The sequence below is a fragment of the Bradyrhizobium sp. SMVTL-02 genome (assembly GCF_051853005.1).
In the GTDB taxonomy this organism is placed as follows: domain Bacteria; phylum Pseudomonadota; class Alphaproteobacteria; order Rhizobiales; family Xanthobacteraceae; genus Bradyrhizobium.
Genome location: NZ_CP182469.1, coordinates 4,123,489 through 4,149,025, shown reverse-complemented (window position 1 = coordinate 4,149,025; position 25,537 = coordinate 4,123,489). Strand labels below are relative to the sequence as shown.

At 63.1% G+C, this 25,537-nt stretch carries 33 protein-coding genes, 1 tRNA gene and 2 pseudogenes; 13 read left to right on the top strand and 23 right to left on the bottom strand.

Going from position 1 to position 25,537, the window contains the following annotated elements:
• Position 1: 1 nt before the first annotated feature.
• The 3 genes from ACNJYB_RS19565 to ACNJYB_RS19555 form a co-directional block, all read right to left on the bottom strand.
• Positions 2-2,005, bottom strand: coding sequence for an acetyl/propionyl/methylcrotonyl-CoA carboxylase subunit alpha (locus ACNJYB_RS19565; RefSeq protein WP_439375418.1), 2,004 nt, complete (start codon positions 2,003-2,005; stop codon positions 2-4).
• Positions 2,006-2,009: 4 nt separating this feature from the next.
• On the bottom strand, positions 2,010-3,614 hold the full coding sequence (locus tag ACNJYB_RS19560; RefSeq protein WP_439375417.1) for a carboxyl transferase domain-containing protein: 1,605 nt from the start codon (positions 3,612-3,614) through the stop codon (positions 2,010-2,012).
• Positions 3,615-3,696: 82 nt separating this feature from the next.
• A complete protein-coding gene (locus ACNJYB_RS19555; protein WP_439375416.1) occupies positions 3,697-4,869 on the bottom strand; it encodes an isovaleryl-CoA dehydrogenase in 1,173 nt (390 codons plus the stop codon).
• A 98-nt stretch (positions 4,870-4,967) separates the two neighbouring features.
• On the opposite strand from ACNJYB_RS19555, the gene ACNJYB_RS19550 reads away from it, so the two are divergent.
• Positions 4,968-5,996, top strand: a complete 1,029-nt coding sequence (locus ACNJYB_RS19550) for an AraC family transcriptional regulator (protein WP_439375415.1) — start codon at positions 4,968-4,970, stop codon at positions 5,994-5,996.
• A gap of 94 nt (positions 5,997-6,090) precedes the next feature.
• Here the strand turns inward: ACNJYB_RS19550 and ACNJYB_RS19545 are convergent, their stop codons facing one another.
• From ACNJYB_RS19545 to ACNJYB_RS19530, 4 genes are all read right to left on the bottom strand, one after another.
• A complete protein-coding gene (locus tag ACNJYB_RS19545) occupies positions 6,091-6,387 on the bottom strand; it encodes a DUF3551 domain-containing protein (protein ID WP_439375414.1) in 297 nt (98 codons plus the stop codon).
• Between the two features lie 197 nt (positions 6,388-6,584).
• Positions 6,585-6,938, bottom strand: a complete 354-nt coding sequence (locus tag ACNJYB_RS19540; protein WP_439375413.1) for a DUF1428 domain-containing protein — start codon at positions 6,936-6,938, stop codon at positions 6,585-6,587.
• A gap of 62 nt (positions 6,939-7,000) precedes the next feature.
• Complete coding sequence (locus ACNJYB_RS19535; RefSeq protein ID WP_439375412.1) at positions 7,001-7,492, bottom strand: Lrp/AsnC family transcriptional regulator; 492 nt, start codon at positions 7,490-7,492, stop codon at positions 7,001-7,003.
• 170 nt (positions 7,493-7,662) lie between these two features.
• Positions 7,663-7,968, bottom strand: coding sequence for an ETC complex I subunit (locus tag ACNJYB_RS19530; RefSeq protein WP_439375411.1), 306 nt, complete (start codon positions 7,966-7,968; stop codon positions 7,663-7,665).
• A gap of 257 nt (positions 7,969-8,225) precedes the next feature.
• On the opposite strand from ACNJYB_RS19530, the gene ACNJYB_RS19525 reads away from it, so the two are divergent.
• Positions 8,226-9,398: an OpgC domain-containing protein gene (locus ACNJYB_RS19525; RefSeq protein ID WP_439375410.1), complete on the top strand. Its 1,173-nt coding sequence runs from the start codon at positions 8,226-8,228 to the stop codon at positions 9,396-9,398.
• Between the two features lie 12 nt (positions 9,399-9,410).
• On the opposite strand, the gene ACNJYB_RS19520 is transcribed toward ACNJYB_RS19525, so the two are convergent.
• Positions 9,411-9,605, bottom strand: coding sequence for a hypothetical protein (locus tag ACNJYB_RS19520; protein ID WP_439375409.1), 195 nt, complete (start codon positions 9,603-9,605; stop codon positions 9,411-9,413).
• A gap of 664 nt (positions 9,606-10,269) precedes the next feature.
• On the opposite strand from ACNJYB_RS19520, the gene ACNJYB_RS19515 reads away from it, so the two are divergent.
• Entirely contained in the window at positions 10,270-10,521 is a 252-nt protein-coding gene (locus ACNJYB_RS19515; protein ID WP_439375596.1) for a hypothetical protein, read from the top strand.
• A 278-nt stretch (positions 10,522-10,799) separates the two neighbouring features.
• Complete coding sequence (locus tag ACNJYB_RS19510) at positions 10,800-10,961, top strand: RNA-binding protein (RefSeq protein ID WP_439375408.1); 162 nt, start codon at positions 10,800-10,802, stop codon at positions 10,959-10,961.
• Between the two features lie 1,266 nt (positions 10,962-12,227).
• On the opposite strand, the gene ACNJYB_RS19505 is transcribed toward ACNJYB_RS19510, so the two are convergent.
• The 7 genes from ACNJYB_RS19505 to ACNJYB_RS19475 form a co-directional block, all read right to left on the bottom strand.
• Complete coding sequence (locus tag ACNJYB_RS19505; protein ID WP_439375407.1) at positions 12,228-12,458, bottom strand: hypothetical protein; 231 nt, start codon at positions 12,456-12,458, stop codon at positions 12,228-12,230.
• Positions 12,459-13,608: 1,150 nt separating this feature from the next.
• A complete protein-coding gene (locus ACNJYB_RS19500; RefSeq protein WP_439375406.1) occupies positions 13,609-13,815 on the bottom strand; it encodes a hypothetical protein in 207 nt (68 codons plus the stop codon).
• 290 nt (positions 13,816-14,105) lie between these two features.
• On the bottom strand, positions 14,106-14,291 hold the full coding sequence (locus ACNJYB_RS19495; RefSeq protein ID WP_439375405.1) for a hypothetical protein: 186 nt from the start codon (positions 14,289-14,291) through the stop codon (positions 14,106-14,108).
• 387 nt (positions 14,292-14,678) lie between these two features.
• Positions 14,679-14,755 (bottom strand) — tRNA-Pro (locus tag ACNJYB_RS19490).
• A gap of 96 nt (positions 14,756-14,851) precedes the next feature.
• Positions 14,852-15,337 carry a DUF192 domain-containing protein gene (locus tag ACNJYB_RS19485; protein WP_439375404.1) on the bottom strand — a complete coding sequence of 162 codons (486 nt, stop codon included), beginning with the start codon at positions 15,335-15,337 and terminating at the stop codon, positions 14,852-14,854.
• A gap of 130 nt (positions 15,338-15,467) precedes the next feature.
• Positions 15,468-16,130: a cold-shock protein gene (locus ACNJYB_RS19480; RefSeq protein ID WP_439375403.1), complete on the bottom strand. Its 663-nt coding sequence runs from the start codon at positions 16,128-16,130 to the stop codon at positions 15,468-15,470.
• Between the two features lie 198 nt (positions 16,131-16,328).
• Positions 16,329-17,090 carry an SIR2 family NAD-dependent protein deacylase gene (locus ACNJYB_RS19475; RefSeq protein ID WP_439375402.1) on the bottom strand — a complete coding sequence of 254 codons (762 nt, stop codon included), beginning with the start codon at positions 17,088-17,090 and terminating at the stop codon, positions 16,329-16,331.
• 380 nt (positions 17,091-17,470) lie between these two features.
• On the opposite strand from ACNJYB_RS19475, the gene ACNJYB_RS19470 reads away from it, so the two are divergent.
• A complete protein-coding gene (locus ACNJYB_RS19470; protein WP_164933808.1) occupies positions 17,471-17,635 on the top strand; it encodes a hypothetical protein in 165 nt (54 codons plus the stop codon).
• A 69-nt stretch (positions 17,636-17,704) separates the two neighbouring features.
• Here the strand turns inward: ACNJYB_RS19470 and ACNJYB_RS19465 are convergent, their stop codons facing one another.
• A complete protein-coding gene (locus ACNJYB_RS19465) occupies positions 17,705-17,989 on the bottom strand; it encodes a hypothetical protein (protein ID WP_439375401.1) in 285 nt (94 codons plus the stop codon).
• Between the two features lie 227 nt (positions 17,990-18,216).
• On the opposite strand from ACNJYB_RS19465, the gene ACNJYB_RS19460 reads away from it, so the two are divergent.
• A complete protein-coding gene (locus tag ACNJYB_RS19460) occupies positions 18,217-18,498 on the top strand; it encodes a hypothetical protein (RefSeq protein WP_439375400.1) in 282 nt (93 codons plus the stop codon).
• A gap of 224 nt (positions 18,499-18,722) precedes the next feature.
• Here the strand turns inward: ACNJYB_RS19460 and ACNJYB_RS19455 are convergent.
• Positions 18,723-18,902: pseudogene (locus ACNJYB_RS19455) on the bottom strand (hypothetical protein); the annotation flags it as partial.
• A gap of 100 nt (positions 18,903-19,002) precedes the next feature.
• Positions 19,003-19,269, bottom strand: a complete 267-nt coding sequence (locus tag ACNJYB_RS19450) for a hypothetical protein (protein WP_439375399.1) — start codon at positions 19,267-19,269, stop codon at positions 19,003-19,005.
• Positions 19,270-19,453: 184 nt separating this feature from the next.
• Here ACNJYB_RS19450 and ACNJYB_RS19445 point away from each other — a divergent pair, with 184 nt between their 5' ends.
• Complete coding sequence (locus tag ACNJYB_RS19445) at positions 19,454-19,633, top strand: hypothetical protein (protein ID WP_439375398.1); 180 nt, start codon at positions 19,454-19,456, stop codon at positions 19,631-19,633.
• A 703-nt stretch (positions 19,634-20,336) separates the two neighbouring features.
• Here the strand turns inward: ACNJYB_RS19445 and ACNJYB_RS19440 are convergent.
• Positions 20,337-20,632: pseudogene (locus ACNJYB_RS19440) on the bottom strand (HU family DNA-binding protein).
• Positions 20,633-20,650: 18 nt separating this feature from the next.
• Between ACNJYB_RS19440 and ACNJYB_RS19435 the strand changes: the two are divergent.
• Together ACNJYB_RS19435 and ACNJYB_RS19430 are read left to right on the top strand one after the other, a co-directional pair.
• Entirely contained in the window at positions 20,651-20,908 is a 258-nt protein-coding gene (locus tag ACNJYB_RS19435; RefSeq protein WP_439375397.1) for a hypothetical protein, read from the top strand.
• A 354-nt stretch (positions 20,909-21,262) separates the two neighbouring features.
• Positions 21,263-21,565 (top strand): hypothetical protein, encoded by a 303-nt coding sequence (locus tag ACNJYB_RS19430; RefSeq protein ID WP_439375396.1) that lies wholly within the window; start codon positions 21,263-21,265, stop codon positions 21,563-21,565.
• Positions 21,566-21,685: 120 nt separating this feature from the next.
• On the opposite strand, the gene ACNJYB_RS19425 is transcribed toward ACNJYB_RS19430, so the two are convergent.
• A complete protein-coding gene (locus ACNJYB_RS19425; RefSeq protein ID WP_439375395.1) occupies positions 21,686-22,021 on the bottom strand; it encodes a GYD domain-containing protein in 336 nt (111 codons plus the stop codon).
• A 313-nt stretch (positions 22,022-22,334) separates the two neighbouring features.
• Here ACNJYB_RS19425 and ACNJYB_RS19420 point away from each other — a divergent pair, with 313 nt between their 5' ends.
• Together ACNJYB_RS19420 and ACNJYB_RS19415 are read left to right on the top strand one after the other, a co-directional pair.
• A complete protein-coding gene (locus tag ACNJYB_RS19420) occupies positions 22,335-22,607 on the top strand; it encodes a hypothetical protein (protein WP_439375394.1) in 273 nt (90 codons plus the stop codon).
• 176 nt (positions 22,608-22,783) lie between these two features.
• Positions 22,784-23,278 (top strand): hypothetical protein, encoded by a 495-nt coding sequence (locus tag ACNJYB_RS19415; protein ID WP_439375393.1) that lies wholly within the window; start codon positions 22,784-22,786, stop codon positions 23,276-23,278.
• A 117-nt stretch (positions 23,279-23,395) separates the two neighbouring features.
• Here the strand turns inward: ACNJYB_RS19415 and ACNJYB_RS19410 are convergent, their stop codons facing one another.
• Genes ACNJYB_RS19410 through ACNJYB_RS19400 form a run of 3 tightly spaced genes read right to left on the bottom strand, consistent with a single transcriptional unit; the run spans position 23,396 to position 24,005 of the window.
• Entirely contained in the window at positions 23,396-23,548 is a 153-nt protein-coding gene (locus tag ACNJYB_RS19410) for a hypothetical protein (protein ID WP_439375392.1), read from the bottom strand.
• A complete protein-coding gene (locus ACNJYB_RS19405; RefSeq protein WP_439375391.1) occupies positions 23,545-23,808 on the bottom strand; it encodes a hypothetical protein in 264 nt (87 codons plus the stop codon). The genes ACNJYB_RS19410 and ACNJYB_RS19405 overlap by 4 nt, the downstream gene beginning before the upstream one ends.
• Entirely contained in the window at positions 23,808-24,005 is a 198-nt protein-coding gene (locus tag ACNJYB_RS19400; RefSeq protein WP_439375390.1) for a hypothetical protein, read from the bottom strand. Before ACNJYB_RS19400 ends, ACNJYB_RS19405 begins: the two co-directional genes overlap by 1 nt.
• A gap of 208 nt (positions 24,006-24,213) precedes the next feature.
• Between ACNJYB_RS19400 and ACNJYB_RS19395 the strand changes: the two genes are divergently transcribed.
• Together ACNJYB_RS19395 and ACNJYB_RS19390 are read left to right on the top strand one after the other, a co-directional pair.
• Positions 24,214-24,681, top strand: a complete 468-nt coding sequence (locus tag ACNJYB_RS19395) for a cupin domain-containing protein (protein WP_439375389.1) — start codon at positions 24,214-24,216, stop codon at positions 24,679-24,681.
• A 257-nt stretch (positions 24,682-24,938) separates the two neighbouring features.
• Positions 24,939-25,391 carry a VOC family protein gene (locus ACNJYB_RS19390; RefSeq protein WP_439375388.1) on the top strand — a complete coding sequence of 151 codons (453 nt, stop codon included), beginning with the start codon at positions 24,939-24,941 and terminating at the stop codon, positions 25,389-25,391.
• The last annotated feature ends 146 nt before the right edge of the window (positions 25,392-25,537 follow it).

Genomic DNA, 25,537 nt, shown 5'->3' with positions numbered 1-25,537 from the left:
CTCACTCTCCCGAAGGTTCGACCACGGCGAGCTCGACGCCCTCCTGCACGATATCGCCGACCCTGCACTTGATGGATTTGAGCACGCCGGCATAGGGTGCCCGCAGCGTCTGCTCCATCTTCATCACTTCGAGCGTGAGGATCGGCGCGCCCTTGTCGAGCTTGGCGCCTTCCTCGGCCAGCACGGCGACGACCGTGCCCGGCAAGGGTGCGGCGATCTTGTCCTCGCCGACGTGCTCCTCGCTCTCGCCGCCGAACGGATCGACCCAGTGCAGGTCGAAGCGGCCGTTGCGCGTCCGCAAGTACAGCTCGTGGCCGTCGATCACGGCGGCCACGGACGATTTCACGCCGTCGAGCGACAGATCGAAGCCGCCATCCTTCGCCGCAATGGTGAACGCCAGCTCGCGCTCGCCGATCACCAGCGTCGATGGCCCGCTGCCATAGTTCAGAACAATCTTCTGCTCCGGTCCATGGCCGACGCGGAACGCAAAGCTGCGCTGGCGGCGGCCGACCGGCTGCCAGCCGAAGGTCTGCCAGGGCGAACTCGCCTCGGTCTGCGCGGTCTGCCGCTCCTCATTGACGATCGCGGCCACCGCAGCGCAGAGCTCGAGTTCGCCGGGCGCAGGCGCCGCCGACGTCAGCACCGCCAGCTCGCGCTCGATGAACCCAGTGTCGATCGCATTCGCGCGTACCTTCGGGTGCGTGATCAGCGACGAGAGGAACGGGATATTGGTGACGATGCCGCGGACGTCGGACTGTTCCAGGCCGCGGTTCAGGCGATCGATCGCAACGTCCCGCGTCGGGGCCCACGCTATCGTCTTGGCCAGCATCGCATCGTAGTAAGGCGAGACCGTATCGCCCTCGCGATAGCCGGCATCGATGCGCAGGCCCCCGGTCTCCGCCGGCATGCGCCAGGTCGAGATTTTTCCGACCGACGGCATGAAGTTCTTGGTCGGGTTCTCCGCGTAGACGCGCGCTTCGATCGCATGGCCGTTGAGGCGGATCTCGTCCTGCTTCAAGGGCAGCGCCTCGCCGAAGGCGACGCGCAGCTGCCATTCGACCAGGTCGATGCCCGTGATCAATTCGGTCACGGGATGCTCGACCTGGAGGCGAGTGTTCATCTCGATGAAAAACACGTCCTTACCGTCGGAGACGAACTCGATGGTGCCGGCGCCGACATAGTTCACGGCGCCCGCCGCTTTGCGCGCCGCGGCGCAGACCGTCTCGCGCTGGGCGGCGTTCAGCGTTGGCGACGGCGCCTCTTCGATCACCTTCTGGTGCCGGCGCTGCAGCGTGCATTCGCGCTCGAACAGCGAGAGCAGATTGCCGTGGCTGTCGCCGATGATCTGCACCTCGATATGCCTGGGATTGTCGACGTACTTTTCGATCAGCATGCGGTCGTCGCCGAACGCAGCCAGCGCCTCCCGCTTGGCGCTCACGATCGCAGGCCCGAGCTCGGCCGCCGAGCGAACGATGCGCATGCCGCGGCCGCCGCCGCCGGCGGAGGCCTTCACCAGCACGGGGAAGCCGATCTTGTCCGCGGCTTTCGCAAGCGTCGCTTCGTCCTGGGCTTCGCCATGATAGCCGGGCACCAGCGGTACGCCGGCTTTCTCCATCAGCTCCTTTGAGCCCGATTTCGAGCCCATGGCCGTCATCATGCCGGCGGTCGGGCCGACGAACACCAGCCCGGCGTCCAGGCAGGCCCGCGCGAACTCGGCATTCTCCGACAGGAAGCCATATCCGGGGTGAACCGCCTCAGCCCCGGTCTTTTTCGCGGCCTCGATCAGCCGCTCGGCATTGAGATAGCTGTCGCGGGCGCGTGCAGGCCCCAGCAGCACGGCCTCGTCCGCAAGCGCGACATGCATCGCGTCGCGGTCGGCCTCGGAATAGACCGCGACCGTGCGCAGGCCCATGGCGCGCGCGGTGCGGATGACCCGGCAGGCGATCTCGCCGCGGTTGGCGATCAGGAGAGTGCGAAAACGCCGGTAGAGCATCGAGCGGTCCATCGCATCACATCCTGAACAGGCCGAATTTCGTCGGCTCGATCGGCGCATTCGACGCCGCCGAAAGGCCAAGGCCGAGCACGAGGCGCGTGTCGGCGGGGTCGATCACGCCGTCGTCCCAAAGGCGTGCGGTGGCGTAGTACGGGTGCCCCTGGCTCTCATATTGCGCGCGGATGGGTTCGCGGAATTCATCTTCCTTTTCTTTCGACCAGCTGTCGCCCTTGGCCTCGATGTTGTCGCGGCGGACCTGGCTCAGCACCATCGAGGCCTGCTCGCCGCCCATCACCGAGATGCGCGCATTCGGCCACATCCAGAGGAAGCGCGGCGAATAGGCGCGCCCGCACATGCCGTAATTGCCGGCACCGTAGGAGCCGCCGATCACGACGGTGAATTTCGGCACCGAGGCCGTTGCAACCGCCGTCACCAGCTTGGCACCGTCGCGCGCGATGCCGCCGGCCTCGTACTTCTTGCCGACCATGAAGCCGGTAATGTTCTGCAAAAATACCAGCGGAATGCCGCGCTGGCAGCACAGCTCGATGAAATGCGCGCCCTTCAGCGAGCTCTCGCTGAACAGGATGCCGTTGTTGGCGATGATGCCGACCGGATAGCCCCAGATATGGGCGAACCCGCACACCAGCGTCGTGCCGTAAAGCTTCTTGAACTCGTCGAATTCGGAGCCGTCCACGACGCGGGCGATGATGTCGCGGACATCGAACGGCTTGCGGCCGTCGACCGGCACCACGCCATAGATCTCCTCTGCCGCGAACAGCGGATCGCGCGGCTTCTGCATGTTGAGGTTCGGCCGCACCGACGGTTTCAGCGTACCGACGATGCGGCGGGCGATCCCGATCGCATGGGCATCGTTCTGGGCGTAGTGATCGGTGACGCCTGACTGCCGCGAATGCACGTCGGCGCCGCCGAGCTCTTCGGCGGTCACGACCTCGCCGGTCGCGGCCTTCACCAGCGGCGGGCCGCCGAGGAAGATGGTGCCCTGGTTGCGCACGATGATGCTCTCGTCCGACATTGCCGGCACATAGGCGCCACCGGCGGTGCAGGAGCCCATCACGATGGCGATCTGCGGAATGCCTTGTGAGGACATCTGCGCCTGATTGTAGAAGATCCGGCCGAAATGCCGCTCGTCCGGAAAGATCTCGTCCTGCAGCGGCAGGAAGGCGCCGCCGGAATCGACCATGTAGACGCAGGGCAGATTGTTCTGCCGCGCGATGTCCTGCGCGCGCAGGTGCTTCTTCACGGTCATCGGGTAATAAGTGCCGCCCTTGATGGTGGCATCATTGGCGACGATCACGCATTCCCGGCCCGAGATGCGTCCGACCCCGGTGACGACGCTCGCCGAATGCACGTCGCCGCCATAGAGGCCATAGGCCGCAAGCGGCGACAGCTCCAGGAACGCGGTGCCGGGATCGACCAGGAGGTCGACGCGCTCGCGCGCCAGCATCTTGCCGCGCGCGGTGTGGCGGGTGCGCGAGGCCTCGCCGCCGCCGCCGGCAACCTGGCTGAGCTTTTCGCGCAAATCCGCGACGAGGCCGCGCATCGCCTCGGCGTTTCGCGCAAAGTCCGACGAAGAAGGATCGATGCTGGAATGGAGCGGCATGCAGGTCCCGCGTGGCTGGTGATGTCTGAAGAGGCCGCGGACAGGTTGGACCAGTTCCGCGGCAATTCCAATTGGAAGGAGCTTACGCGGTCTCCGCCATCAGCTCGCGGCCGATCAGCATGCGGCGCACCTCGGATGTGCCGGCGCCGATCTCGTAGAGCTTTGCGTCGCGCCAGAGACGCCCCACGGGGAATTCGCTGGTGTAGCCGACGCCGCCCAGCGCCTGGATTGCCTCGCCCGCCATCCAGGTCGCCTTTTCCGCGGAATAGAGGATCGCGGCGGCCGCGTCCTTGCGCAAGCTGCGCGCATGATCGGCGCGGTCGCAGGCGCGGCCGACCGCGTAGACATAGGCGCGCGTCGCCTGCCAGGTCGCGTACATGTCGGCGAGCTTGCCCTGCATCAGCTGGAAATCGCCGATCGGCTGGCCGAACTGCTTGCGCTCGTGCATGTAGGGCACCACAGCGTCCATGCAGGCCGCCATGATCCCGAGTGGGCCGCCCGACAGCACCGCGCGCTCATAGTCGAGGCCGGACATCAACACCTTCACGCCCTCGCCCACCTTGCCCATCACGTTCTCCTCGGGCACCTCGCACTCGTCGAAGAACAAGGGATAGGTGTTGGAGCCGCGCATGCCGAGCTTGTCGAGATGCTGGCCGTGGGTGAAGCCCTTGAAGCCTTTCTCGATCAGGAAGGCGGTCATGCCGCGCGGGCCGGCCTCCGGATCGGTCTTGGCGTAGACCACCAGCACGTCGGCATCGCCGCCATTGGTGATCCACATCTTGGAGCCGTTGAGCACGTAGCGGTCGCCCCGCTTGTCGGCGCGCAGCTTCATCGAGACCACGTCGGAGCCGGCGCCGGGCTCGGACATCGCGAGCGCGCCGACGTGCTCGCCGGAGATCAGCTTGGGCAGGTAGCGCTGGCGCTGGGCGTCGTTGCCGTTGCGGCGGATCTGGTTAACGCAGAGATTGGAATGCGCGCCGTAGGACAGTCCCACGGCGGCGGACCCGCGCGAAATCTCCTCCATGGCGACGATATGGGCGAGATAGCCCATGTTGGAGCCGCCATATTGCTCCGGCGCGGTCATGCCGAGCAGGCCGAGGTCGCCGAGGCGTTTCCACAGGTCTGCCGGGAACAGATTGGCCTTTTCGATCTCGGCGGCGCGCGGGGTGATCTCCGCCTCCACGAAGGCGCGGAGAGTGTCGCGCAGCATGCCGATGTCTTCGCCCAGATCGAAATCGATGCTCGGGATGTTCAAGGCGATTCCTCCGTGATTTGGTTCCAAACCTAGCGAGGTCCGGGTCCTTCTCCGGTCGAAAAGGTTGCATTTTCCGCCAAACTTGGCGAGGATTTTCCATGACTTTTCAAGCCGCAACCGCGAACTCGCGCCGCGCCGTCACCCCTGCCGCCTTCGTCCGCGGCGTGGTCGCAGCCTACGAGCGCTACGGCCGCGATCCCGCGGAGGCGTTGAGCCGGGGTCAGGTTGCGCCGGACCTGGTCAATTCTCCGGATGGGCGGGTCACTGCCGCCCAGTTCGAGGCCCTGGCCGGCCACGCCATGCGCGAGCTCGATGACGAGGCGCTCGGCTGGTTCTCGCGCCGGCTGCCGTGGGGCTCCTACGGCATGCTGTGCCGCGCCTCGATCACTGCGCCGACGCTGGAGGTCGCGCTGAAGCGCTGGTGCCGGCATCACCGCCTGCTCACCGAGGACGTGCTGCTCGATCTCGAAATCGGCGAGGAGACTGCAAGCGTATCGATCCAGGAGCAGCGCGACCTCGGGGCTTTGCGCGAATTCTGCCTGGTCACCTTGTTCCGCTACGTGCTCGGCTTCTCCTGCTGGGCGGTGGATTCCAGGATCGCGCTCCGCGCCGCCGAATTCCCCCACCCCGAGCCGGCCCACGTCTCGGTCTATCCGACCATCTTTTGCAGAAACCTCCGCTTCGACGCGGCAAGTGCCCGCATCGTCTTCGACAAGCATTATCTTTCGCTGCCGCTGACCCGCAGCGCCGCCGATCTCGACAACATGCTCAAGGGCGCGCTGCGGCTCACCGTGCTGCCCTACCGGCGCGACCGGCTGCTGGTCGAGCGCGTCCGCCGCGTGCTGCGCAATGCGCGCGGACGGGTCCTCGGCGCCGAGGACGTCGCGAGCGAGCTCGCGCTCTCCACCCGAACCATGCATCGGCGCCTGCGCGAGGAGTCCACCTCGCTGCGCGATCTCAAGGAAGAAGCAAAGTTCGAACTGGCAAAACAGGAGCTGATGCGCGGCCGGGTGCCGATCAAGCGGATCGCGGAGATCGCCGGCTTCGGCAACGAGAAGAGTTTTTCGCGGGCCTTTCGGACCTGGACCGGTACGTCCCCACGTGAGTTTCGCGGGCGGTACCGGTAACGCGCCCGCGAGCGACGTCGCGCGCCCCGTCATAAACTTACGGCCCCCAGGATGAATCCCGGAGGCCGCAACGTTTCGAAACTGGTCCGATGCGTCAGTTCGAGTTGGTCTGCGCACCCGAACGAAGCTTGGGCTGCTTGGCCTGTTTCGGCTGGAAAGCGAGCGCGTCGTTGGCGGTCTTGGCGCCGCCGCTCTGCGAGCACGTGCCGCCGATACCACCTGCCGCCTGCCGGCACGCTTCCATGGTCGGGAAACCGCAGCCATGAGCGGCCTGGGCGCCGTTGGTGATGCAGTAGTCCTCTGCCTGCGCAGCCGGCGCGGTCAGAACCAGAAACGCAGACGCAAACAGCGTCGCAGCGGAAGCCGCGAACGTCTTCGAGATCGATGTCATATTGTCTTTTCCTGCTTCAGGGTCCCACAAAAGAATCCTCGGCATGCGAGGCAGGCTGAGGGTCACACCTTGCATCTAGGCGGCGCACGAGAACCGACAATCACGTCTCAGCGCATTGCAGGACTTCGCAAATCACATGTCACAGTTAGGTGAGTTAGTCAGCTATATATTTCCACTACGACCTCACCTCTGCCCCCTCAGCGCCCCATGACGTGCAGCGGCTTGAAGCAGCCCAGGATCAACCGTTTCGGGTCGAACGGGATTTCGCCCGCAGCCTCGAAGCGCTTGTCGCCGGCCATCCTGGCTTCGGCGGCCTCGAGCGTCGCCTTGTCGGGCCAGACCTGCCAGGTGAAGACGATCTTCTCGCCCTGCTTCGCATGCACGGCGCGGCGAAAGTCGGTTTGCGTGCCGCTGGGGACGTTGTCCTCCCAGGACTCGACGATCTCCAGACAGCCGTATTCCCTGAACAGGGCCGAGCCATTCTCGGCCCATCGGCGATAGGCCTCCATCTTGTCCTCCCGCACCGGAATGACGAAGCCCGCGACGTACATGATTCAGCTCCTTCGCAATCCCCGTGAGCCTCACGGCGGGGACACAATCGCCTATCCTGCCCCTATCCTGCCGGCGCCGCCGCAACCTCCTGCAGCGGCAGCGGCACGTCCTTTGCGACGCCCAGCACCGGAAAGCTGCGGACGTTCTTGACGTCGGGCATCGCAGCGAAATGCAGCAGCTGCTGGCGCATGCTCTCGACGCTCGGCGCGACGCATTTCAGCAGATAGTCGGTGTCGCCCGAGATCCGCCAGCACTGCTGGATGCGCGGGATCACGGCGATCGAGCTCTCGAAGGCCTCCAGCACCGGCTGAGCCTGGCTGCCGAGCTGGATCGAGACGAACGACACCACCTCATAGCCGAGCAGCCGCTCGTCGATCACGGCGCGCACCGCCCGGATCACCCCGCGGCTGAACAGCGATTTCAGCCGGCGCAGGCAGTTGGGCGCGGAGACGCCGACGCGCAGCGCCAGCTCGTTGTTGCGAACCCGCCCGTCCTGCTGCAGCTCGGCAAGTATCTTCAGATCGATGCCGTCGAGCTGGTCACGCCCCGCCATCCCCCACCTCGCCATGGTCGTGTCATGCGCGGCAGCGAAGCATGGGGCGGGATTGGTGCCAAGGGGCTGGAGGACGGCCCGCCCCCGTCCTCATGACCTTAACCCTGCCGCCAAAACGCAAATGCCCGGGACAGGCCCGGGCATGAAGTGCCGATAGAGTGTGCCGAGCCTCAATGTGTCCAGGGCTCACCGCGCCGGAACGAGAAATTGTCGGCATAGGCGACCGGCCGGCGGATCGATTCCTGGGGCTCGATGACCTGGTAGGCGATACCCTTGCGCTCGCAATAGGCGATCGCCTCTTCCTTGCTGTGGAAGCGCAGGGTGATCTGCTGCTTCATGTCGCCCGACGAGGTCCAGCCCATCAGCGGCTCGACCGCGCGCGGCTGCTCTGGCTCGTAGTCGAGCTGCCATTCCTTCGTCTTGGACCGGCCGGATTGCATCGCGTTCTTGGCGGGCTTGAAAATGCGTGCGGTCATGGGTGGTCCGGGCCTCGTTTTTCGTCTTTTCGTTCGATTTCGATGCGTCAGGGTGGCAGTTGGTGGAAACCCCGGGGATAGTATAGAGACACCGACTGGGAACTGATCGGTGATTCCGGCCCCGGTAACCTCTGCGACGGTATAGTCATTATGCTGCACCGTGACAATTGCGTACCCGCCTTCCGCGCCGGGATCCCGCCCGGCGGCACTGCCTCGCCGACCTCAGCCTGTCTGCCCCCTTCGAGAGCTCCCGTCGCATGGCCTTCCTGAACATCAACGCTACGCTGCCCGAAAAGGGCCGCGACCTCAGGCTCGACCTGTTTCGCGGTGTCGCCAACTGGGCGATCTTCCTCGATCATATCCCCGACAACGTGGTGAACTGGATCACCACGCGCAATTACGGCTTTTCCGACGCCGCCGACTTGTTCGTCTTCATCTCCGGGTACACCGCCTCCTTCGTCTATGCGCGGATGATGCTGGACCGCGGCTTCATCGTCGGCGCCACCCGGCTCACCAAGCGGGTCTGGCAGCTCTACGTCGCCCACATCATCCTGTTCGTGATCTACATCGCCTCGATCAGCTATCTCGCGTTGCGCTTCGGCGATTCCGAGATGATCAACGAGTTCAACGTCGCCGGCCTCGTGGACAACGCCACCGAGACCTTGCGCCAGGGCCTGTTCCTCCGCTTCAAGCCGCTCAATCTCGACGTGCTGCCGCTCTACATCGTGCTGATGGGCCTGTTTCCGCCGGTGCTGTGGTTCATGCTGCGCAAACCCGATCTGACGATGGCCTTGTCGATCGTGCTGTGGCTCGCCGCGCGCCATTTCGGCTGGAATCTGACGGCCTATCCGGCCGGCCAGTGGTACTTCAACCCGTATTGCTGGCAGGTGCTGTTCGTGTTCGGCGCCTGGTGCTCGATGGGTGGCGCGCGGCGCTCGATGACGCTGGTCAATTCGCCTGTTACGCTGTGGCTCTGCCTCGGCTATCTCCTGTTCGCGCTGGTGATGACCATGGCCGGCCGCTTCCCCAGCTTCGGCGGCATGTTCCCGGAATGGCTATTCTCGGCCTTCAACCCCAACGACAAGACCAACCTCGCGCCCTACCGCTTCCTGCATTTCGTCGTGATCGTGATCCTGGTGATCCGCTTCGTGCCTAAAGACTGGCCGGGGCTGGAATGGAAGGTGTTTGACCCGCTGATCGTGTGCGGGCAGCAGTCGCTCGCGGTGTTCTGCGTCGGCGTGTTCCTGTCCTTCGTCGGTCATTTCGAGCTGTCGATGAGCTCCGGCTCGCTGTTCGCGCAGCTGTTCGTCAGCATCGCCGGCATCGCGATCATGACGACCGTGGCCTATTACATCTCGTGGTCGAAGAAGCAGGACAAGCCGCTGAAGCCGCCGCCGGCCAAGCCGGCAGCGGAGGCGAAGGTCGCCTGAGAGAGGCGGTAGCTACGCCGCCTCTTCGGCGTCGAATTCGGTGAACTTCTTGTAGATCCAGTTGCGGCCGTCGTGCCGGCGCCAGACCTTGCCGTAGACGAGCTGCCCGTTGATCGAGCGGCGCGGCACGATCACGGTCCAGAGGTGCCAGATTTCGGTCCAGCTCGACTGCGTGTTGACGGTTTTGACGTTGCGATTGAAAGACATGACCCAGAACTCAAAGGATACGCGCGCGCGACGAACAGTGATCTTGTGTGAGCACGGGTTTCAGACAGCCCATCGCGAGCCGGGACCGATCTGATAACGCCACTTGAGGCGGCCGCAACAACCGCTCGCCCTTAACCTAACCGATCAACCTTACCTGCAGCGGAGGGGTTGGCCGGACCGGTTGAAAGCCGGCGCCGGTTTTTCTAGAATGCATGGACGATTTGAGATGAGCGCGTCGTTTTGGACGCGTGGCGGTTTTGAACCCATTGCATTTTGAAAAATGACTTACTGGCTGGGGCGGTCGCAATGAACTTGCAGTGTGTATGTCTGCGCCTGGCGGTGTCATCGATGCCGCCTGCCCCACTGCTCCGGACGTCGGTTCAGGAGCCGCCCAAGCCCGCCAACGACAATCAGATCGTCTGGCCGTTCGTGCCGTTTCCGCCCGGCTGGCACGCCTCGAGCTGATTGCGTTCAAAAGCGCAACGCCGCGCAAGCGGAATATCATCGCTTCGCGGCGTCCGTTTAGGCATTGGGCGCTGAAATCCCCAACACCGATATGTCTGGGTGACGAGCCAAGGGTTCGATGAATCCTCGGTAATTCTGCGCCGTGGCCCTCGCTCGCGGATGTCTCACCTCCGTCGCGCCGTCGGAATAGGTGATCGTGATGGTGGTGACGCCATCGAGGGTGATCGAGACCTCGCTGACGATGGTCTTGGCCGAGCCGCCACTGTCTCCCGACCCCAAGCTTCCGCCCGCCGATTGCGATGACGATGTCGCCGATGTCGAAGATACCGCGGAGGACGACGCTATAGCGGTCGACGCAGTCGTCGTCACCGCCGCGCTGGCTGATGCAATCGCACTGATCGAGATTGAAACCTCGTCCCAGAGAGCCTCGAGCGCAACGCCGGTTGCGTAGCCGCCCGTCTGCTTCGACGCAGCGGACGACGCTGGCGCCAGAGGCGCGAAAAATTGGCGCAGCGAATTTCCTGTCCCAACCGCAGCAACCAAACGCCGCCCTGTGCGTTGCAGCTTCTTCCCACCTGTCCGGGGGATCTGCGCGCGCTGCGATCAGCGCGTGCCCTCATGGATGGACAGCCATCTCGCCTCACGTCCGTGTGAGCTGGAGCGCGGCCGGCGAATTTCTTTGACCGAGCAGAGACCAATGAAGAGTACGCCGCAAGGCAAGGGGGCGCAGTGAGCCAGATCGATACGACCGAGAAACTCTCCGAGCCACCGAAGAGCGGAAGCTCATTGTTCGCGCTCTGTGGCCTCGGCATCGCCGGGATCGTCATGCTGGGCTGGATCTGCGCCCTCGCGTGGATCGCCTGGCGGCTTGTCGATTGGCTGCTGTTCTGAAGGCGCGCTAAAGCATGATCCGGAAAAGTGCGAAGCGGTTTTCCGAAAAGATCATGCGCAAACAAAAACCTAAAGCGCTATGACGATTGATCCCGGTCTCATCGCGCTTTGACGGGCCATAAGGCCCTCAACGTTGTCGACAACCGGGACTGGTCGGGGCAGCTGGATTCGAACCAACGGCCTCCGGCTGCCCGGTCTCAAACCGGGCATGGCTTTGATCGGCCAAACCCAGAGCAACCACCATGACCATCGACCGACCCATGTTTCCGCCGCGAGCGGAGCCCGTGGATTCGTTTTCCGCCCAAACCGCCACCGGAGACAGCCTGAAACGGGAAAACGCATCAGCGAGTCTCGCAAGCCCGTTGCGGGCATAACCAATGTCGTCGAACTGTCTGCACGTCGCGCGGCGCGCGCGCTGCCTTCCGAGAACGTCAGGCCTGTCGAATTCCGGGTAACAGGCCGCCAACTCGCCGGGCGCAGCCGCAATCCACTCAGCATCCCTGCACCCACGTGTCCATGGCCGTGACAGTCGCGGGCAAACTCCAGAGGGGCGAAGCGCTCCGGGTCGATCCTACCCCTCGATGAGGGCGCCATACTCTGGAAAGGCGTAGAGGCCGCTCGCCTCCTGGCGGAGCTCTTCGAGCCCGCCGTGCAACAGGGCGGAAGGCAGCAGCAATGAAGCGCCGGAGCCGATCGCACAGGACCCGCAACCGCCAGCGGCTGGCATCACATGCCCGCCGGCTGAGGCGGTAACAAATAGGCCCGCTAGTTCAGGCTGGCGGCCTAGTAACCCGGTGGATCAAAAATGAATGCACCGAATGTTCTATTCGCGCCGGCAGTCACAACTCGCGCGCGCATGCGGCATAACTGCACTTAGGTTGATTTTCTTTGCGAAACCTCTGAACAGGGTATCTAATAATGGTTGAACTCTGAAGGTTTAGCATTTGGGGTTTATAGTCATGCGCCACTTTTCGAGGCGACGACACCCCGAGAAGCCCAAGCTACTGCCCTTCAAGTGGGTCGTCCTGTACGGAGGTATGTCCGTTGAGTGTAGCGACGAGGCCGGCGCGAAGAAATTGGCGGCCAAGCTCCGCCGGAAAGGTTACCGGCTGGCGGCTCGAACAGCGGATGGCGTATCGCCCTCCTGGCGAATCGATCCCGAGGATCTGGACGAGTGGCTGAGCCGGGAAACCAAAGCCAGTTGATGGAGGCGGGCTGGCGCTCCAGCAGGGCACGACGCTCTATTGGGTCCGCGGTGCCGCCGGCTCACGCTGGCGGGTCCTCTTTCACTTCCGACTTAGTCGCTGTTTTTCCTCTAGAGTCGAGGAGTTTCGGCAGTGCGGGCATTTGCGCTTTGGGCGTTTGAATTGGTTCGTCCTGTGCCGTATCTGCCTCGTCCGCTCTCTTTCGACTGACGAGCACACCAGTAATGCCGATGACTACCAGAAAGGAGCCAGAGATCATCAGCCAATAGGGCCATTCCAACGAAAGCTTCATGGGCTAACGGTAGTGCAGGTTGTTCTCAACCGATCCGACGCTCGGGCACTTCCGGTCGACCGAGGGTTTATTCCAACCGCTAATCCTTCGTGAATTGCCCACCTGGCGCTGTAGAAATACTGGTCCAGCTATGGCGGGTTCATTGATTGCGGGCTGCATCGGCGCCTTGGCTGCAGGGGGCCACTTTCGCGGTGATCAGCTACTACGATACTCGGGCTGAGCGTAAGCGGCCGCTAGATGGCACTACATCGCCGTGCTGGGCACGAGAGCGCACAACATGAGCGCTGCGCAGGTGCTCTACCAATCGAATGAAGGCCTCGCCGGCCCCCAGCTCCATTTACCGGGCAAGTAACGACCAACAGGAGCATCCGCAGACTTAGCCGCTTCCAAGGGGTTCGAGTCCGACGGATGAGGATAAGCCTCACGGGAATGATCCAGATCGACCTTGGTGCGGTCTTCGTCCCAATTGGGACTCTGAGCGAGATCGGTTGTCATGCTGGGCCTCCGCTGACCGCGACTAGCTTAGCAACGCCGGCCGGCAGATGCTGTAACCGAACTGCTACATTCCGAGACCAATCGTACGCAAGGAGCCCGCCGGCTCACGGTGGCGGATGCGATATTTCCTGGCCGCCTTTCGCCTTGGTGGGTATCCGGCGTACGCTGCTTTCCGAGGTCTCAAACAGAGGCAGGAAATAATGTCGGCGACAGAAGTCCTAAAGAGCGCGTTCCCGCTAGCCCTTTATATTGCGGCGACAACGACGACGCTCGCAACCGCCCAAGAAGCAACATTTTCAGAAGGCGAGCGACTTGGCCTTGCGGCGTGTTTGTCCAAATGCCCCAATAACGACAAGGCATGCAGCAATCGATGTATCTCGAGTTCTCAAACCAAGGGGCGTGTGTGGGGCGACGATGTGCGCGCTTGCATCAGGGGTTGCCGGGTAGGCACCCAAATGAAAGATCAGATATTGGGTTGTATAACGGGCTGCCGTCTTGATCGGATCGTCCGGTAGAAGCGCGGTGTAGCGCCGGCACAAGCCGCGAGGGATTGCGGTCCCGGGAGCGCGGGCGGGTTCGAGTTCTCCGGGCCGCCCCAACCGGGGCAGCCGCCAGCTAGGAGCAAGCCCCCGCGCTTGGGGCGGTTTCTGGTCACTCAGCTGATGGTGCAGCTGTGGCTGGTGCCTGAGCCGCTCTTGATCGTCGTGCAGGTAACTGTTCCGTCCGGGGTTTCCGTCGACGTCACCCCAATCTTCATCCCAAAGAAGCTGAAATGCAGGCTCGCCGACTTGTCGGTGCCGCCGGTCACTACGTCCAGATCGTCAAGGCTGAGATGTCGGATGTCGTTGCTGGTGCGGGTCATCGGTTTTCTCCTGATGGGGATGAGACAACTGCCATCCCGGTTTGATTGGCAGAAACCTATTCTTCGCGCTTCCGATGTTCTGTGACCAACAGCACAGGGGTTGGTCATCGTTATCGAATGTGAGCAGCCTGAACCGCGAGTTCTCTACGCCGGATGTCTCGCGGCATTGAGAAACCCGCCAGCGCCGACCGAAGATGCCTGTGCGGCTGCTATCATTTTGCTACCGAACTAACGGTGACGACTGGGGTGGAACAGTGGCATCGGTCCGCCGGCCGGCCCGCTTGGGAAATCTACTGGCGGGAGTCCTGCCGGCGTTGCAGGGCTTCGATGGCGTTCCGATAATATTCGGCCACCTTGAGAAGACCGTCGCGCTCCAGATCGAGGGAGGCGACGGCCGCGTGCTCCCTGCACACACGTTCAAGCCTGCGGAATTCCCTTAATTCCCGGTTCAACGACAGATCCTCAGCCCGCGGCAACGACGTCTCTTCAAACTATCCAATTGCCGAATTTCCCGCATCGAGAATATCAACCGCTGCGCGAACCGTCGGTCCAGTTCCCGACATTGGAACCCAGACGTGACGTCCCCCTTGCAATTCAACCATAGCGGGAGTCTGATCCGCCGCATGGGGCAGCATCAGCATGACATCGACGACTACGTGCGCATGGAGCGCATCTGCCGGGACTTGCCCGAGGAAGCGCCCTGCCCCTGGAGCACGGCGCACTGCTCGACATGGCAGAGAACTATCGCACCGTTGTCCCCGAACGCGCAGCCCAGCTATGGAGCCGATCTTCCCATGGCATTCCCAACCGAAAATTCTGGGAAGATCGAGCCCGCAAATTTTGCTGTAAATGCTTAAGGAAGCTGGTCGGGGCAGCTGGATTCGAACCAACGACCTGCAGTACCCAAAACTGCCGCGCTACCAGGCTGCGCTATACCCCGAATATCCGGCGATTCCTGTCGATACACGCTTCCAAAGGCGCCAGCAAGCTTACAAACCGCCGCCCGGCGAGGCTGGCACGCCCCCGCCGGGCGCCCCTATTTGCTGCCGAATAGCGGGTGGCCGACACGGTCGCCGGGGCGGATGCCGTATTTCTGGGCCGTCCCCGCCACCACCTCCAGGACCGCCCGGGCGGGGCCCCTGGAGGAAATGATCTTGGTCGACAGCGGCTCGGTATTTTCCGCAATCCGCAGGATACGGCCGTCGGCGCGGATGAAGATCATGTCGAGCGAGACATAGGTGTTCTTCATCCACATCGAGACTTCCTGCTCGGGATTGAAGTCGAACAGCATGCCTTTGCCGTCGGCCAGCTCCTTGCGGTACATCAGCCCGGTCTGCTTCTCCTCCTCGGTCGTCGCCATCTCCACCGAGAACACCTGCACGCCGTTCTTGGTGACGATCTCGAGCGGCTGGAAGGTCGCGGCGCCGGTGGGCGCACTCGCGACGGCAAAGCCGGCGATGAGGAGGATGGCGGCAAGCCAGCTCCTGGCGAGGCACTGGAACGGCCGTCGATTCAAAGTCATGGCAGAACGCATGGGGAGTGGCACTCTGGGCGTGGGAACGGACCAACTCCTACGCGGCGACCGCCGGAAAAGCCAGAGGCGCGCTGGTCGGCCGGCGCGCCTCTGCTCACGATTGCGGGAATTGGTAGCTTCAATGCGACTGCAAGCCCGGCGATCCGGTCTCGGGGTGGATCTCGGCCGCCATCATGCCCTTGGAGCCGGGCCCGAAGCGGACCAGCACATATTGGCCGGGGCGCAATTCGGTCATGCCGAAGCGGCGCAGTGTCTCCATGTGCACGAAGATGTCGGGCGTGCCCTCGCCGCAGGTCAGGAAGCCGAAGCCGCGCAGCCGGTTGAACCATTTGACCTGGGCTCGCTCCAGCCCGCTGGTCGGCGTGACCGTGACATGGGTGCGCGGCGGCAGCATCTGCGCCGGATGGATCGCGGTCGACTCGTCCATCGAGACGACCCGGAATGCCTGGTAGCCCTTGGCGCGCTGGACGCACTCCACGACGATCCGTGCGCCCTCATAGGCGGTCTGGAAGCCGTCGCGCCTAAGCACGGTAACGTGCAGGAGGACGTCGGGCCAGCCATTGTCGGGAACGATGAAGCCGTAGCCCTTGGATGCGTCGAACCATTTGATGACGCCCGTCACCTCGACGAGGTTGGCGCTGGCCTCGCCCAGTCCGGTGAAGGGACTGAGTGCGCCGTCACGGCCGGCGGTGCCGTGCTCGCCCGGCGTCAACCGCCCCGGTGAACTGCCCTGCCCTGGAACTCCAAGCTTTTTGGACTCAAATCCGTCCGACGACCCCATAACCCCGGACCCCACACTGCCATGCAACCCGCCACATTGGCGGCGCCCGAATCACGCGTCTTAAGAGAATGTTCTCACTTCGACGCGACGCGAATCTTCCGACTCAAAAGATAACACTCCGGGTTGCGGCGCATAGACAAAAAAGAGATTCGCCTGAACCTATGAACAGCTTGCACAGCCGCGAATCAAACTAACGCCTCAATTACCGACAAAGGGCCCGAGGGTTTCGCCGATGTCGTGGCGGATGACGAGGTCGGCGATGTCGTCCTGCTCGGTCGGTTCGCGATTGATGATCACCAAACGTGCACCGGAGTTCTTCGCCATCATCGGAAAGCCGGCCGCCGGCCAGACGACGAGCGAGGAACCGATCGCGATGAAGAGGTCGCAATGCTGCGACAGCTCGGTTGCGCGCTGCATTTCATCCTCGGGCATCATCTGGCCGAACGATATCGTGGCCGTCTTCACCGGCTCGTCACACACGGTACAGTTGGGTGCGGCGTCCTCCTCGTCGAATCGTCGCTTCACCCAGTCGAGCCGATAGGACTGCCCACATCCGATGCAGCGCGCATAAGTGGTATTTCCATGAAGTTCAATCACGTGCTCGCTGGCGAAGCCCGAAGCCTGGTGCAGATTGTCGATGTTCTGGGTGATGACCGCGGGAACCTTGCCGGCGCGGTAGAGCGATGCCAGCGCGCGATGGCCGCGACCGGGCTTGGCCGCCGCAAACACCTGCTCCATCGCGAAGCGGCGGCGCCAGGATTCGTCGCGTGCTGACTGGCTGGCGACAAACTCGCCGAACTCGATCGGACGGTAGCGCGTCCATATTCCGCCCGGAGAGCGGAAGTCGGGGATACCGCACTCGGTCGAGATGCCGGCGCCCGTGAACGGCACGATGGTCCTGGCCTCGGCGATCATGTCGCCGAGCCGTTCGACGCCGCTGCGAAGATCTGATGCAATCATGGGCCAGCCCTTCTGACTTTCGTGCACGGCTCTATAGCATGGCGCGCGCCGGACGTTGCCATCGTCCGATCAGGTGCGCCCCTGCCTGCTGCAAATTCTGCCGTTCGCAAACTGCGCGCGCTCCAAGCAACAAGGGTGTTGACGCTCTCGACAGCAGCGAACAAGCGCACGGGGCGACGTGCGGCGAGAAACGCGCCGCCAATTTTTCCTGGCCTTCGCTTATCACAATCCTGCAATGCCTCCTCCCCATTGACGCCCCAATCGGAAGCGCCAATGCATGTGTTGATTGCGACTCAACGCGCAATGCGGCGGCAGCGCTTGAGTCCACGTGTAGACACACTCCGATGGACAGGGTCCAAGTGCGAACAGAGGGGATGGACATGACCGAAGACGAACAACGCAAGATCCGCGAACGCGAAGAGATCGCCGCCCGTGTCGCCGCCTTCCGTGCAACCCAGGAGAAGTTCAAGCGCGAACGCGAAGAGTATTTCGTGTCGACGCTCGAGAATGCCCGCAAGGTGGAACGGCCCTCGCTCTGGCCGTAAGGCACGTCTGATCGATACGCATGAAAAAAGCCCGGAGCATCGCTCCGGGCTTTTCGCCTTATTGAACCTTTACCAGTGGCGATAGTAGTGGTGCCGGTAGTACGGTCCGCCGTAATAGGCGTACGGGCCCGCTCCATAATAGTAGCCCGGCCCGTCATAGTAGCCGTAGCCCGGGCCGTAATAGCCGTACGGATGCGATGCGGCGACCGCGCCCGCGGTGATCGCGCCGGCGGCAAGGCCGAATGCGACGCCCGGACCGATGCCGCGTCCACGCGCCTCGGCCGGTGCAGGCGCCGCGACCGCGGTCACGCCGACGGCTGCGACGGTGGCGAGAACTGCCAGTGTCTTCTTCATGATTTTCCTCCTTCGCATCAACCGACACAACGCAGGCCGCTTGCGATGGTTGCGGGCAGGGCGGAACCCAGGGCTCTCAAAAAATGGCGCTGAAGGCGGAACGAAGTCGCATCGGCGGCATTGAGTCTGCAAGTGCAGAGCCTCCGCCATCCGGTAGAGGCAAAAGCACGGAAGCCCCGTCAGTATCCTCCGCGATGCTGGCGGGGTTTTCAGTTCCACGGGAGCAAATGGCAGCCGACCATAACAACTGCCAGCGGGGCGATACCAAGGAGGAAGGATTGCCCATATCCGCTTTGCTGGCCCGTATTCGCAGGCTCGTTCCGAAATCGGATGATCAGCACTACGATGAGATCGTGCGCAATTTCGGCGTCGGCACGCTGCGTGCGCCGCCGACGCCGATGAGTGACCGCGAGCTCGCGCAGGCCATCGCCGAGTTCCTCAAGGAGCAGCCCTCATCCGAATCCGTCGCGGCCCTCGGCCGGCGGCTCGACCCCTCCTCGCGACTCTAGTCTAGCCGGATTTCCGTCGCCCGCGCGGAACAAGCGCTCTTTGCGCACGTTGAGGTTGTCTTCATGAAAGCGAGGCCGACATGCCCGCCTGGCTCGAAATTCTGCTCAACCTGTCCGGCTTCGCCGGCTTCGTGGCGCTTGCGACCCGGGGCGCTTCGTGCGGCGATGCGTCTGCGGCGGACCCGATCCACACCGACAAGCGCTAGTTGGCCGGGCGCTAATGGGCGGCCCGCCGTGCGCACCAGCCTGTCGGCCTGGACGGCGAGGCGGATGTCCTCGGCTTGCGGCCGCAGCGAGAAGCTGGTCAACACGAAAGCGAGGCAGAACAGCGAGCCGACGATGACGACCCGTCGGTAAGTGTGCCGGTCGCCTTGATGAAAGGATGGTTCTGACAAAGGCGTCATGACGTCGATCTTGAAAAGTTGCTTCTTGCCGAAGCGTTTCTTGCTTGTCTTTCCGAGATTACCTACGCCAGTGCGCGGCGATCGCAACGCGATTGGACTTTTAACCTAACCGAATAGGGTCATCGGCTTGCGCGCAAGCTTTCGTTAGGAATTCGCGCAGGCGCTTTGCGCTGCCGGTTCGTTGGCGACCGACGGAAGCAGCGGCCGCGCCCTGCACAGCTCCATCCAAACCTTGGTGAAGATCGACGGCGGGCACCGTCCGGCTTTGTTCCGGCTTCGACTCCACTTCGTTCTCGAAGAACGAATCGGAATCGAAGAAATCGGCGCGAAGCAACTCTTGACGAGAGGTGTGGATCGCGCGCGCCAAGTCCGATCGCGGCGACCCAGCCGCGTTCGCCGCGCCACATGCAGCGCCGATGGGCGGCCTCGACTTTCGCATCGGGATTCGGCAGCCGCGACTTGTTCTGCATCCGACTCCATTTCGTTCTGGAAGAACGAATCGGAGGCGAGAAAATCAGCGCGCAGCGTTTCCTAACGATCGATGAAGTCGCGTGGCGCCGCTGTATCGGCGCCAGATGATTTCGGCGGCACGAATGTCGAGACGACCGGACGACCGCGAACACGATGACGATCTCGCGGCAGGGTCGCATCGAAAGCTGTTGGCCAAGCTCGCCGTCATCGGCCTTGCGCATCGCGGGCATGTCATGTTGCGCGAACGCTGTGCAGAATGATGGTTCCTCATCGAGCGGCGGCGAGCAGACCGACGCGCAGCGCCACGTCCCATGATCGGCCCCGATCAATAACTCGAGTCGCGTCCGCTCCTCGGCGATATGAGATCAGGCGCGTGCCCCCCCTGGGCGGGACCGCACCGGTTGCCGTCGACGTCGGCCGAACCTGGGTCAAGCCGCTCGCTTGGCTTTGCTCTTCTGGGAGAAGCATTCGAGGATCTGGATGCGGAGCTCTTCCGCGGCAGGGCCTTCTACCTTCCGGAGCTCGTTCCACAGCCGGATCCTTCGCGTTGTTTTTCGACGGTCATGGGTCACCTCCACGGCGACTCATAAGAACAAAATGAGAACAAAAAGTCCAGCCCCTCCGCAGGATTTCACGCAAATCCTCTTGAACCTTCCGCGCGCTGCGCAGACTCATGAAGGCTGGGGATTTCAGCGCCCAGTCACATAGCAGCGCCGCGTGACGAGCATATTCCGTCGCCGCGGCGCTGTTGTATTTTGGAATTTCAACCTTAAGTTCGTGGCATGACTGACGGCCAGGCGCTGAAATCCCAGGGCCGTCAGTTTGGAAAACCCCGCGCATCGCGCGGGGTTTTTCTTGGTCTAAGTTTTGGCCGGCCGGCGCTTCAAATCAAGAAGCAAAAGCCCCGTTTCGAGTACATCGGAACGGGGCTCTGGGCACGCAACGCTGTGCGCGAGCGCCGGATCAGACGGCGTCCTTGGCCACCTTCAGCGGCGAGGCCTTGACCGACTTGCTCGCCGGCTTGGCGGCAAACTGCATCGGCTCCTTGGTGAAGGGATTGATGCCCATCCGCGCCTCGGTCGCCGGCTTGTTCACGACGGACATCTTCACGAAACCGGGAATAACGAACTCGCCGGACTCGTTGAGCTCCTTGTAGCCCACCGTCGCCATGTACTCGATGACCGACTTCACTCGTTCTTCGAGAGCTGCGTGCCCTCGGCAATCGCATCGATCAACTGAGTCTTGGTCATCTTCGCCATGTCTGGGATCCTTCTGAATTGGGTGCGCGTGAGCGTCGAGGTCACTCTGCCGGGCACATGACAAAACCGCGCAGCGCGCTTCGTGGTCATGCCGGCGGTCAGGAAGTCACCGGGCTTAGAACCCATCGAGCCCGAAAACGCAAGCCGCAGTTTCACGTGAATCCCGTCACTTTTTGCTCGCGCGTCCAGCCCAATCCGCAAGCCGATCGCTTCGCCGTCCTCGGCAGCTTCAGAGAAAACGGCGTGCTGCCGATGCGCTGGCGCGCGGCGACCTAGACCGCGCATCGGCCGACCGTGATCGTGGCCATCACGAATGACTTCCCGGTGGCGGCCTGAGCAAGCGCCCCGTCCTTCGAGACGACCGCTTCCGCGGTCTCCTCACGCTAAGCAGCATCCGCCCCGCTGAAACTGCTGCCGCGCACTCCGCCCTCATCCTGAGGGCCCGCCATCGGCGGCGTCTCGAAGGATGGGCTGCGGCGAGCTATGCGTCCGTCTCTACGTGCGGTAGCCCTGCTCAATCAGGGCGTCACCTCACCGTGAAACTTGTGGTGAGATGCGCGTTGTTCAGACTTCGGTAACCCAACGCATCCAAGCTTCCATCAGGTATCGTTGCGTTGGAGTATCCCCACAGTGCTGGATTTTCATGAGCTGCGTGAACTCGCCGCCGATGTTCGCGTTTTTGTCGATGTCGCCGAGGACAAGGCCGAGGCGCTGAGAGCCGTGATCGCGGCGTATGACGTGGTGCTGGCGATCTTCCCGTCCGCGGAAGGCATGGGCCTGCACGTCATCAAGGGCAAGGAGATCCTGGACAAGATCGCGACATCGCGGACCCATGCGATCTACAGCCACACGGCCATCGCGGTTCCCGATCTCGAGCATGCGAAGGCGCTCAAATACCTGACGAGCCCCGTCGCGCAGCGGATGGCCGCGTAGCTGCGGCCCCGCTGCCTTCCGAGCAGCGAGCGCCTTGAAGCAGACGTGAACATGAGTTCGCGAGACCGCCGCTCGAGCGACGGTCGGCGGCCTCGCATGTTTCAGGAGTGGTTCGTAAGATCAACTGCCGGGAGGGCTATAGGACGAGCGCAGCTTCGCTGCGTTCTGCCTCACCTGCTTGATCTCGTCCTGCGTGAACAGGCGCGTCAGCTTCACGTTCTGCAGGGTGCCCGCCGTGACGGTGAGGCCGGAGATGGCTGGCGCTGCGCTGGGATCAGGCACGTCGAAGATGACGAGAACGCCGGGGCCGTCGGTCGCGACGCTGTACATCGAGACCAGCTTTCCGCCGGCCGCCTCGATCAGCTTCCTCGCCGCTTCCTGGCGATTGGTCGTTGGATTTTCCAGAATGGCATTGAGAGCGCGCGGCGTGTATTGCCCTGTGAGACAGAAATGCATGGTGCTTGCTCCGTTCTGAAATGAAGACACGCATCGTGACGTGATGATCGTCGCGACGTTGGGCTCAGAAATGGATGGAGTACATTGCCCGCCGTGGGCATAAACGCCGCCAGGTACTGACGAGGTTTCGGCACACCTCGTTGGCGGCTCTCGGGGAACATACATCAGCGAGGGGACGCGTCAAAGGCGGTTTCGAGAACTGACCCAAAATGGTGGCCCGCATACCTCCGAAGAATCTCTTGCGCTTGACGGTCCCGTTAGGAACGCCGCCTCCGTATTCCCGTTGGCCAACACAACCAACCAGGAGTTCGAGATGAAGAAGATCCTCATTGCCGCCGCGGCCGTCGGCCTGATGTGCGGCTCCGCCCTCGCCCAGACCCAGACCGGCCCCGCCCCGCAGTCCGACAACATGCAGAGGCCCGGCATGACCAAGACGCACAAGGGCTCGACCACCACGGGCACGACAGGCATGAGCCGCGAGCGCACGGGCGGCACCGGAATGGTGCGGCCCGACGCGTCCGGCCAGGGCGGCTCCGGCCCCGGCAGCGACCAGGGCGGCACCAAGACACGCAGCAACACGAGGTAAGCCGGTTTCCTGTACGGCTTGCTTTGCGGCCGCGTCGCTCCCCACAAGGCGGCGCGGCCATTGTCAATTGAAGATCGCTGCGGCGTAACAATCCATCACGCGTCCGCAGCATGATCAGGCCCGACTGGCAGGAGGCTCCGGCTGTTGTATGGTCGGACGTTTCTCGCGAGGGGCTGATGAAGATTGCCATTGTTGTCGCCGGCTTGATCGTTGTTGCCATTGCCGCTCTCGTCGCGATCCAGCCGGACTTTCTGAAGCCCGCCTCCCTCGCCAATTTGAAAAAATCCGACATCCTCGGCTTCTCGCCCGGGATGACGATCGAGGAAACCAGCAAGGTCATCACGCAGCGCCGCTACCGCTGCCGCCAGCTTCGCGACACCTATACCCTCGAATGCGCAGTCGATGGCGCCAAGGTCACGATCGACAGCGACGCAGTTGACGCCCGGCATCCGATCTGGCGCGTCCATGCGGCGCTGAGCAATCCGGGGCCGCAAGAGGCCGCCGTCAAATCGATCTCCGACCAGTTCAACGCCCAGCCGACCAGGGACGCCCGCGAGGGATGGATATGGATCGTCGGCCGCGGCTTGAAGCTGAGCTACGACGGCGCCGCCTTGACGCTCGTGGACGAGGCCGAGGAGGCCCGGCGCAGCAAGGACGGAGCAAGGCGCTAAAGCGCGGGATCATTCACTCCGGCATGTCCCTGGTCGCGAAGCGGCACCCGAACGCCACCCGGCCCAGCGCGAACGACGCACCGAGCAGGAATTGGAGAGTCCAATCCGTCCCCTCGCTCACATACCTGACGTCGTGCCGGTGCGCGTATCGCTGGGCATGGCGGCATCAGGCGCCTGAGGAGAACTCGTCATGAGCACGAGCCACGCGACCGTGCCGCAAATCACTGCAACCCTCGCCATCGCTCCCAGCCGTTCGAGCCAGCGCTTCATGCTTCCCTCAGCACCTTCAGGACGCTGAGAACGACGAAAGCACCGAGACCATAGATGAGTGCATTCACGACCCAGGAGATGGCGATGCCGACGAAGGTCGGTCCTCCGACCGCGCCCCAGAAGAAATACGCGACGGTGATGCCCGGCCACTCCAGCGAAAGATAAGCGAAGTCAGTCAGCGGCTCGATGGCGAGGAGCAGCGCCGAGACAAGCGCCCCGATGACCAGTGCGATGATCAGGTTCGTCTTCACGGTAGGCATCAGAGACCCAGCAGCCCGGCGATAACAGGAATCAGGAAATAGGCGGCGATCCCGAGCAGACCGCCCACGACAACGCGTGCAGCGCGGCCGTGAATCTTCGCGTCCAACCACGCACAAACGGCAACAGCCTGTCTCAGCCAGCTGCCGACGAGGCTTCGAACGAGATCGAACAGGAGTTCTGCAACGAATGCGGCCATGGCGGTTAGTCGCCCCCGTCTCCGGCGGGGTTCAAGTGCCGGCGGTTTGACCACGCGGCTGAAAAGCTTCGAGTACCGCAGAGCAGGAATTTGGCCGGACGGCATCCAAAGGCGAAGTTTGCCGCGTGCATTGCCATCGCAAGCTGGGCTAGCATCCCCCAGCAAACACAGGCGCGGATTCAACCGGCGCCGATCAAGGGAGGTCATCATGACGACAAGCCGCGCCTGGCGCACGCTGCCGCTGCCGCTCGCCTTCGCCGGAACGCTCAGCATCGCCTCCGCAGCCGAGCTCAATCCCGCCGCCGTCACCTACAAACTGCCGGACCAGATTCCCTGGGGCCCGGTCGATGCGCGCGGCGCACAGACGGCGGTGGTGGTCGGCGATCCCACCAAGCCCGGCTTCTACATGGTCTACAACAAATGGACCAAGGGCAACCATTTCAGCCGCCCGCACTTCCACCCCAACGACCGCTACATCGTCGTGCTGCAAGGCACCTGGTGGGTCGGCTCGGGTGCGAAATTCGATCCCGACAACGGCACCGTCCCGATGCCCGCAGGCAGCTTCGTCACCCACACGGGCAAGCAGGTGCACTGGGACGGCGCCAAGGACGAGGACGCCGTGCTGCTGATCATGGGCGAAGGCCCAGCGACGGCGACGTCTGCGGAGGAGAAGTAGCGGGATAAGTCCTGTTTCTTCTTCCGTCCGTTCAAGGGACATTAATCGTCGAGTGGGACTTAAGACACGGGGCGATTGAGAGAGCGAATTCTGGACGGGTGCCTGCGCCATCCAAAAAGCCTTCAGAACAAGCCCCGAACGAGTGACGCGCAATTGACACGCAACACCCTGCCCCATGTTGCAATTTGCTGCTATTTTGCGCTTCCTAACGCCCCGGTGATTACAAAATCCCGAAATGTTCTCGAGGAGACAAGAAAATGCGTTATCTCCACACCATGCTGCGCGTGCGCAATCTCGATGTCGCGCTGAAGTTTTACCAGGATGCGCTGGGGTTGAAGGAGGTGCGGCGGATCGAGAACGACAAGGGGCGGTTCACGCTGGTGTTCCTGTGCGCGGCGGACGATCTCGAGGCGCTGAAGAAGCAGCCGCAGACGCGCGGCGCGCCGCTGGTCGAGCTCACCTACAATTGGGACGAGGAGAAGTACGGCGAGGACCGCTTCTTCGGCCATCTCGCCTATGAGGTCGACGACATCTATGCCACGTGCGAGAAGCTGCAGAAGGCCGGCGTCACCATCAACCGTCCGCCGCGCGACGGCAACATGGCCTTCGTCCGCTCGCCGGACCTGCACTCGATCGAGCTGTTGCAGAAGGGCGAGCCGAAGCCGCCGCAGGAGCCGTGGGTTTCGATGCCGAATACCGGCCATTGGTAGGCCCACAGGGCAGGAACAAGCCCGCGCCCTTCGCGTTCACCCCAGGACAATGTGATTGGAGGAGAACGCGATGGGACGCGGAATCTTGTTGTGGCTGCTGGGCGTGCCGATCCCGGTGATCATCCTGCTGTGGCTGTTCTTCGGCC

Coding starts and splice junctions, on each gene's coding strand:
- ACNJYB_RS19565 (WP_439375418.1), bottom strand. CDS start 2,005: ATGGACCGCTCGATGCTCTACCGGCGTTTTCGCACTCTCCTGATCGCC.
- ACNJYB_RS19560 (WP_439375417.1), bottom strand. CDS start 3,614: ATGCCGCTCCATTCCAGCATCGATCCTTCTTCGTCGGACTTTGCGCGA.
- ACNJYB_RS19550 (WP_439375415.1), top strand. CDS start 4,968: ATGACTTTTCAAGCCGCAACCGCGAACTCGCGCCGCGCCGTCACCCCT.
- ACNJYB_RS19545 (WP_439375414.1), bottom strand. CDS start 6,387: ATGACATCGATCTCGAAGACGTTCGCGGCTTCCGCTGCGACGCTGTTT.
- ACNJYB_RS19540 (WP_439375413.1), bottom strand. CDS start 6,938: ATGTACGTCGCGGGCTTCGTCATTCCGGTGCGGGAGGACAAGATGGAG.
- ACNJYB_RS19535 (WP_439375412.1), bottom strand. CDS start 7,492: ATGGCGGGGCGTGACCAGCTCGACGGCATCGATCTGAAGATACTTGCC.
- ACNJYB_RS19530 (WP_439375411.1), bottom strand. CDS start 7,968: ATGACCGCACGCATTTTCAAGCCCGCCAAGAACGCGATGCAATCCGGC.
- ACNJYB_RS19525 (WP_439375410.1), top strand. CDS start 8,226: ATGGCCTTCCTGAACATCAACGCTACGCTGCCCGAAAAGGGCCGCGAC.
- ACNJYB_RS19520 (WP_439375409.1), bottom strand. CDS start 9,605: ATGTCTTTCAATCGCAACGTCAAAACCGTCAACACGCAGTCGAGCTGG.
- ACNJYB_RS19515 (WP_439375596.1), top strand. CDS start 10,270: ATGGTGGTGACGCCATCGAGGGTGATCGAGACCTCGCTGACGATGGTC.
- ACNJYB_RS19505 (WP_439375407.1), bottom strand. CDS start 12,458: ATGAAGCTTTCGTTGGAATGGCCCTATTGGCTGATGATCTCTGGCTCC.
- ACNJYB_RS19500 (WP_439375406.1), bottom strand. CDS start 13,815: ATGACCCGCACCAGCAACGACATCCGACATCTCAGCCTTGACGATCTG.
- ACNJYB_RS19485 (WP_439375404.1), bottom strand. CDS start 15,337: ATGACTTTGAATCGACGGCCGTTCCAGTGCCTCGCCAGGAGCTGGCTT.
- ACNJYB_RS19480 (WP_439375403.1), bottom strand. CDS start 16,130: ATGGGGTCGTCGGACGGATTTGAGTCCAAAAAGCTTGGAGTTCCAGGG.
- ACNJYB_RS19475 (WP_439375402.1), bottom strand. CDS start 17,090: ATGATTGCATCAGATCTTCGCAGCGGCGTCGAACGGCTCGGCGACATG.
- ACNJYB_RS19470 (WP_164933808.1), top strand. CDS start 17,471: ATGACCGAAGACGAACAACGCAAGATCCGCGAACGCGAAGAGATCGCC.
- ACNJYB_RS19465 (WP_439375401.1), bottom strand. CDS start 17,989: ATGAAGAAGACACTGGCAGTTCTCGCCACCGTCGCAGCCGTCGGCGTG.
- ACNJYB_RS19460 (WP_439375400.1), top strand. CDS start 18,217: ATGGCAGCCGACCATAACAACTGCCAGCGGGGCGATACCAAGGAGGAA.
- ACNJYB_RS19425 (WP_439375395.1), bottom strand. CDS start 22,021: ATGCATTTCTGTCTCACAGGGCAATACACGCCGCGCGCTCTCAATGCC.
- ACNJYB_RS19420 (WP_439375394.1), top strand. CDS start 22,335: ATGAAGAAGATCCTCATTGCCGCCGCGGCCGTCGGCCTGATGTGCGGC.
- ACNJYB_RS19415 (WP_439375393.1), top strand. CDS start 22,784: ATGAAGATTGCCATTGTTGTCGCCGGCTTGATCGTTGTTGCCATTGCC.
- ACNJYB_RS19410 (WP_439375392.1), bottom strand. CDS start 23,548: ATGAAGCGCTGGCTCGAACGGCTGGGAGCGATGGCGAGGGTTGCAGTG.
- ACNJYB_RS19405 (WP_439375391.1), bottom strand. CDS start 23,808: ATGCCTACCGTGAAGACGAACCTGATCATCGCACTGGTCATCGGGGCG.
- ACNJYB_RS19400 (WP_439375390.1), bottom strand. CDS start 24,005: ATGGCCGCATTCGTTGCAGAACTCCTGTTCGATCTCGTTCGAAGCCTC.
- ACNJYB_RS19395 (WP_439375389.1), top strand. CDS start 24,214: ATGACGACAAGCCGCGCCTGGCGCACGCTGCCGCTGCCGCTCGCCTTC.
- ACNJYB_RS19390 (WP_439375388.1), top strand. CDS start 24,939: ATGCGTTATCTCCACACCATGCTGCGCGTGCGCAATCTCGATGTCGCG.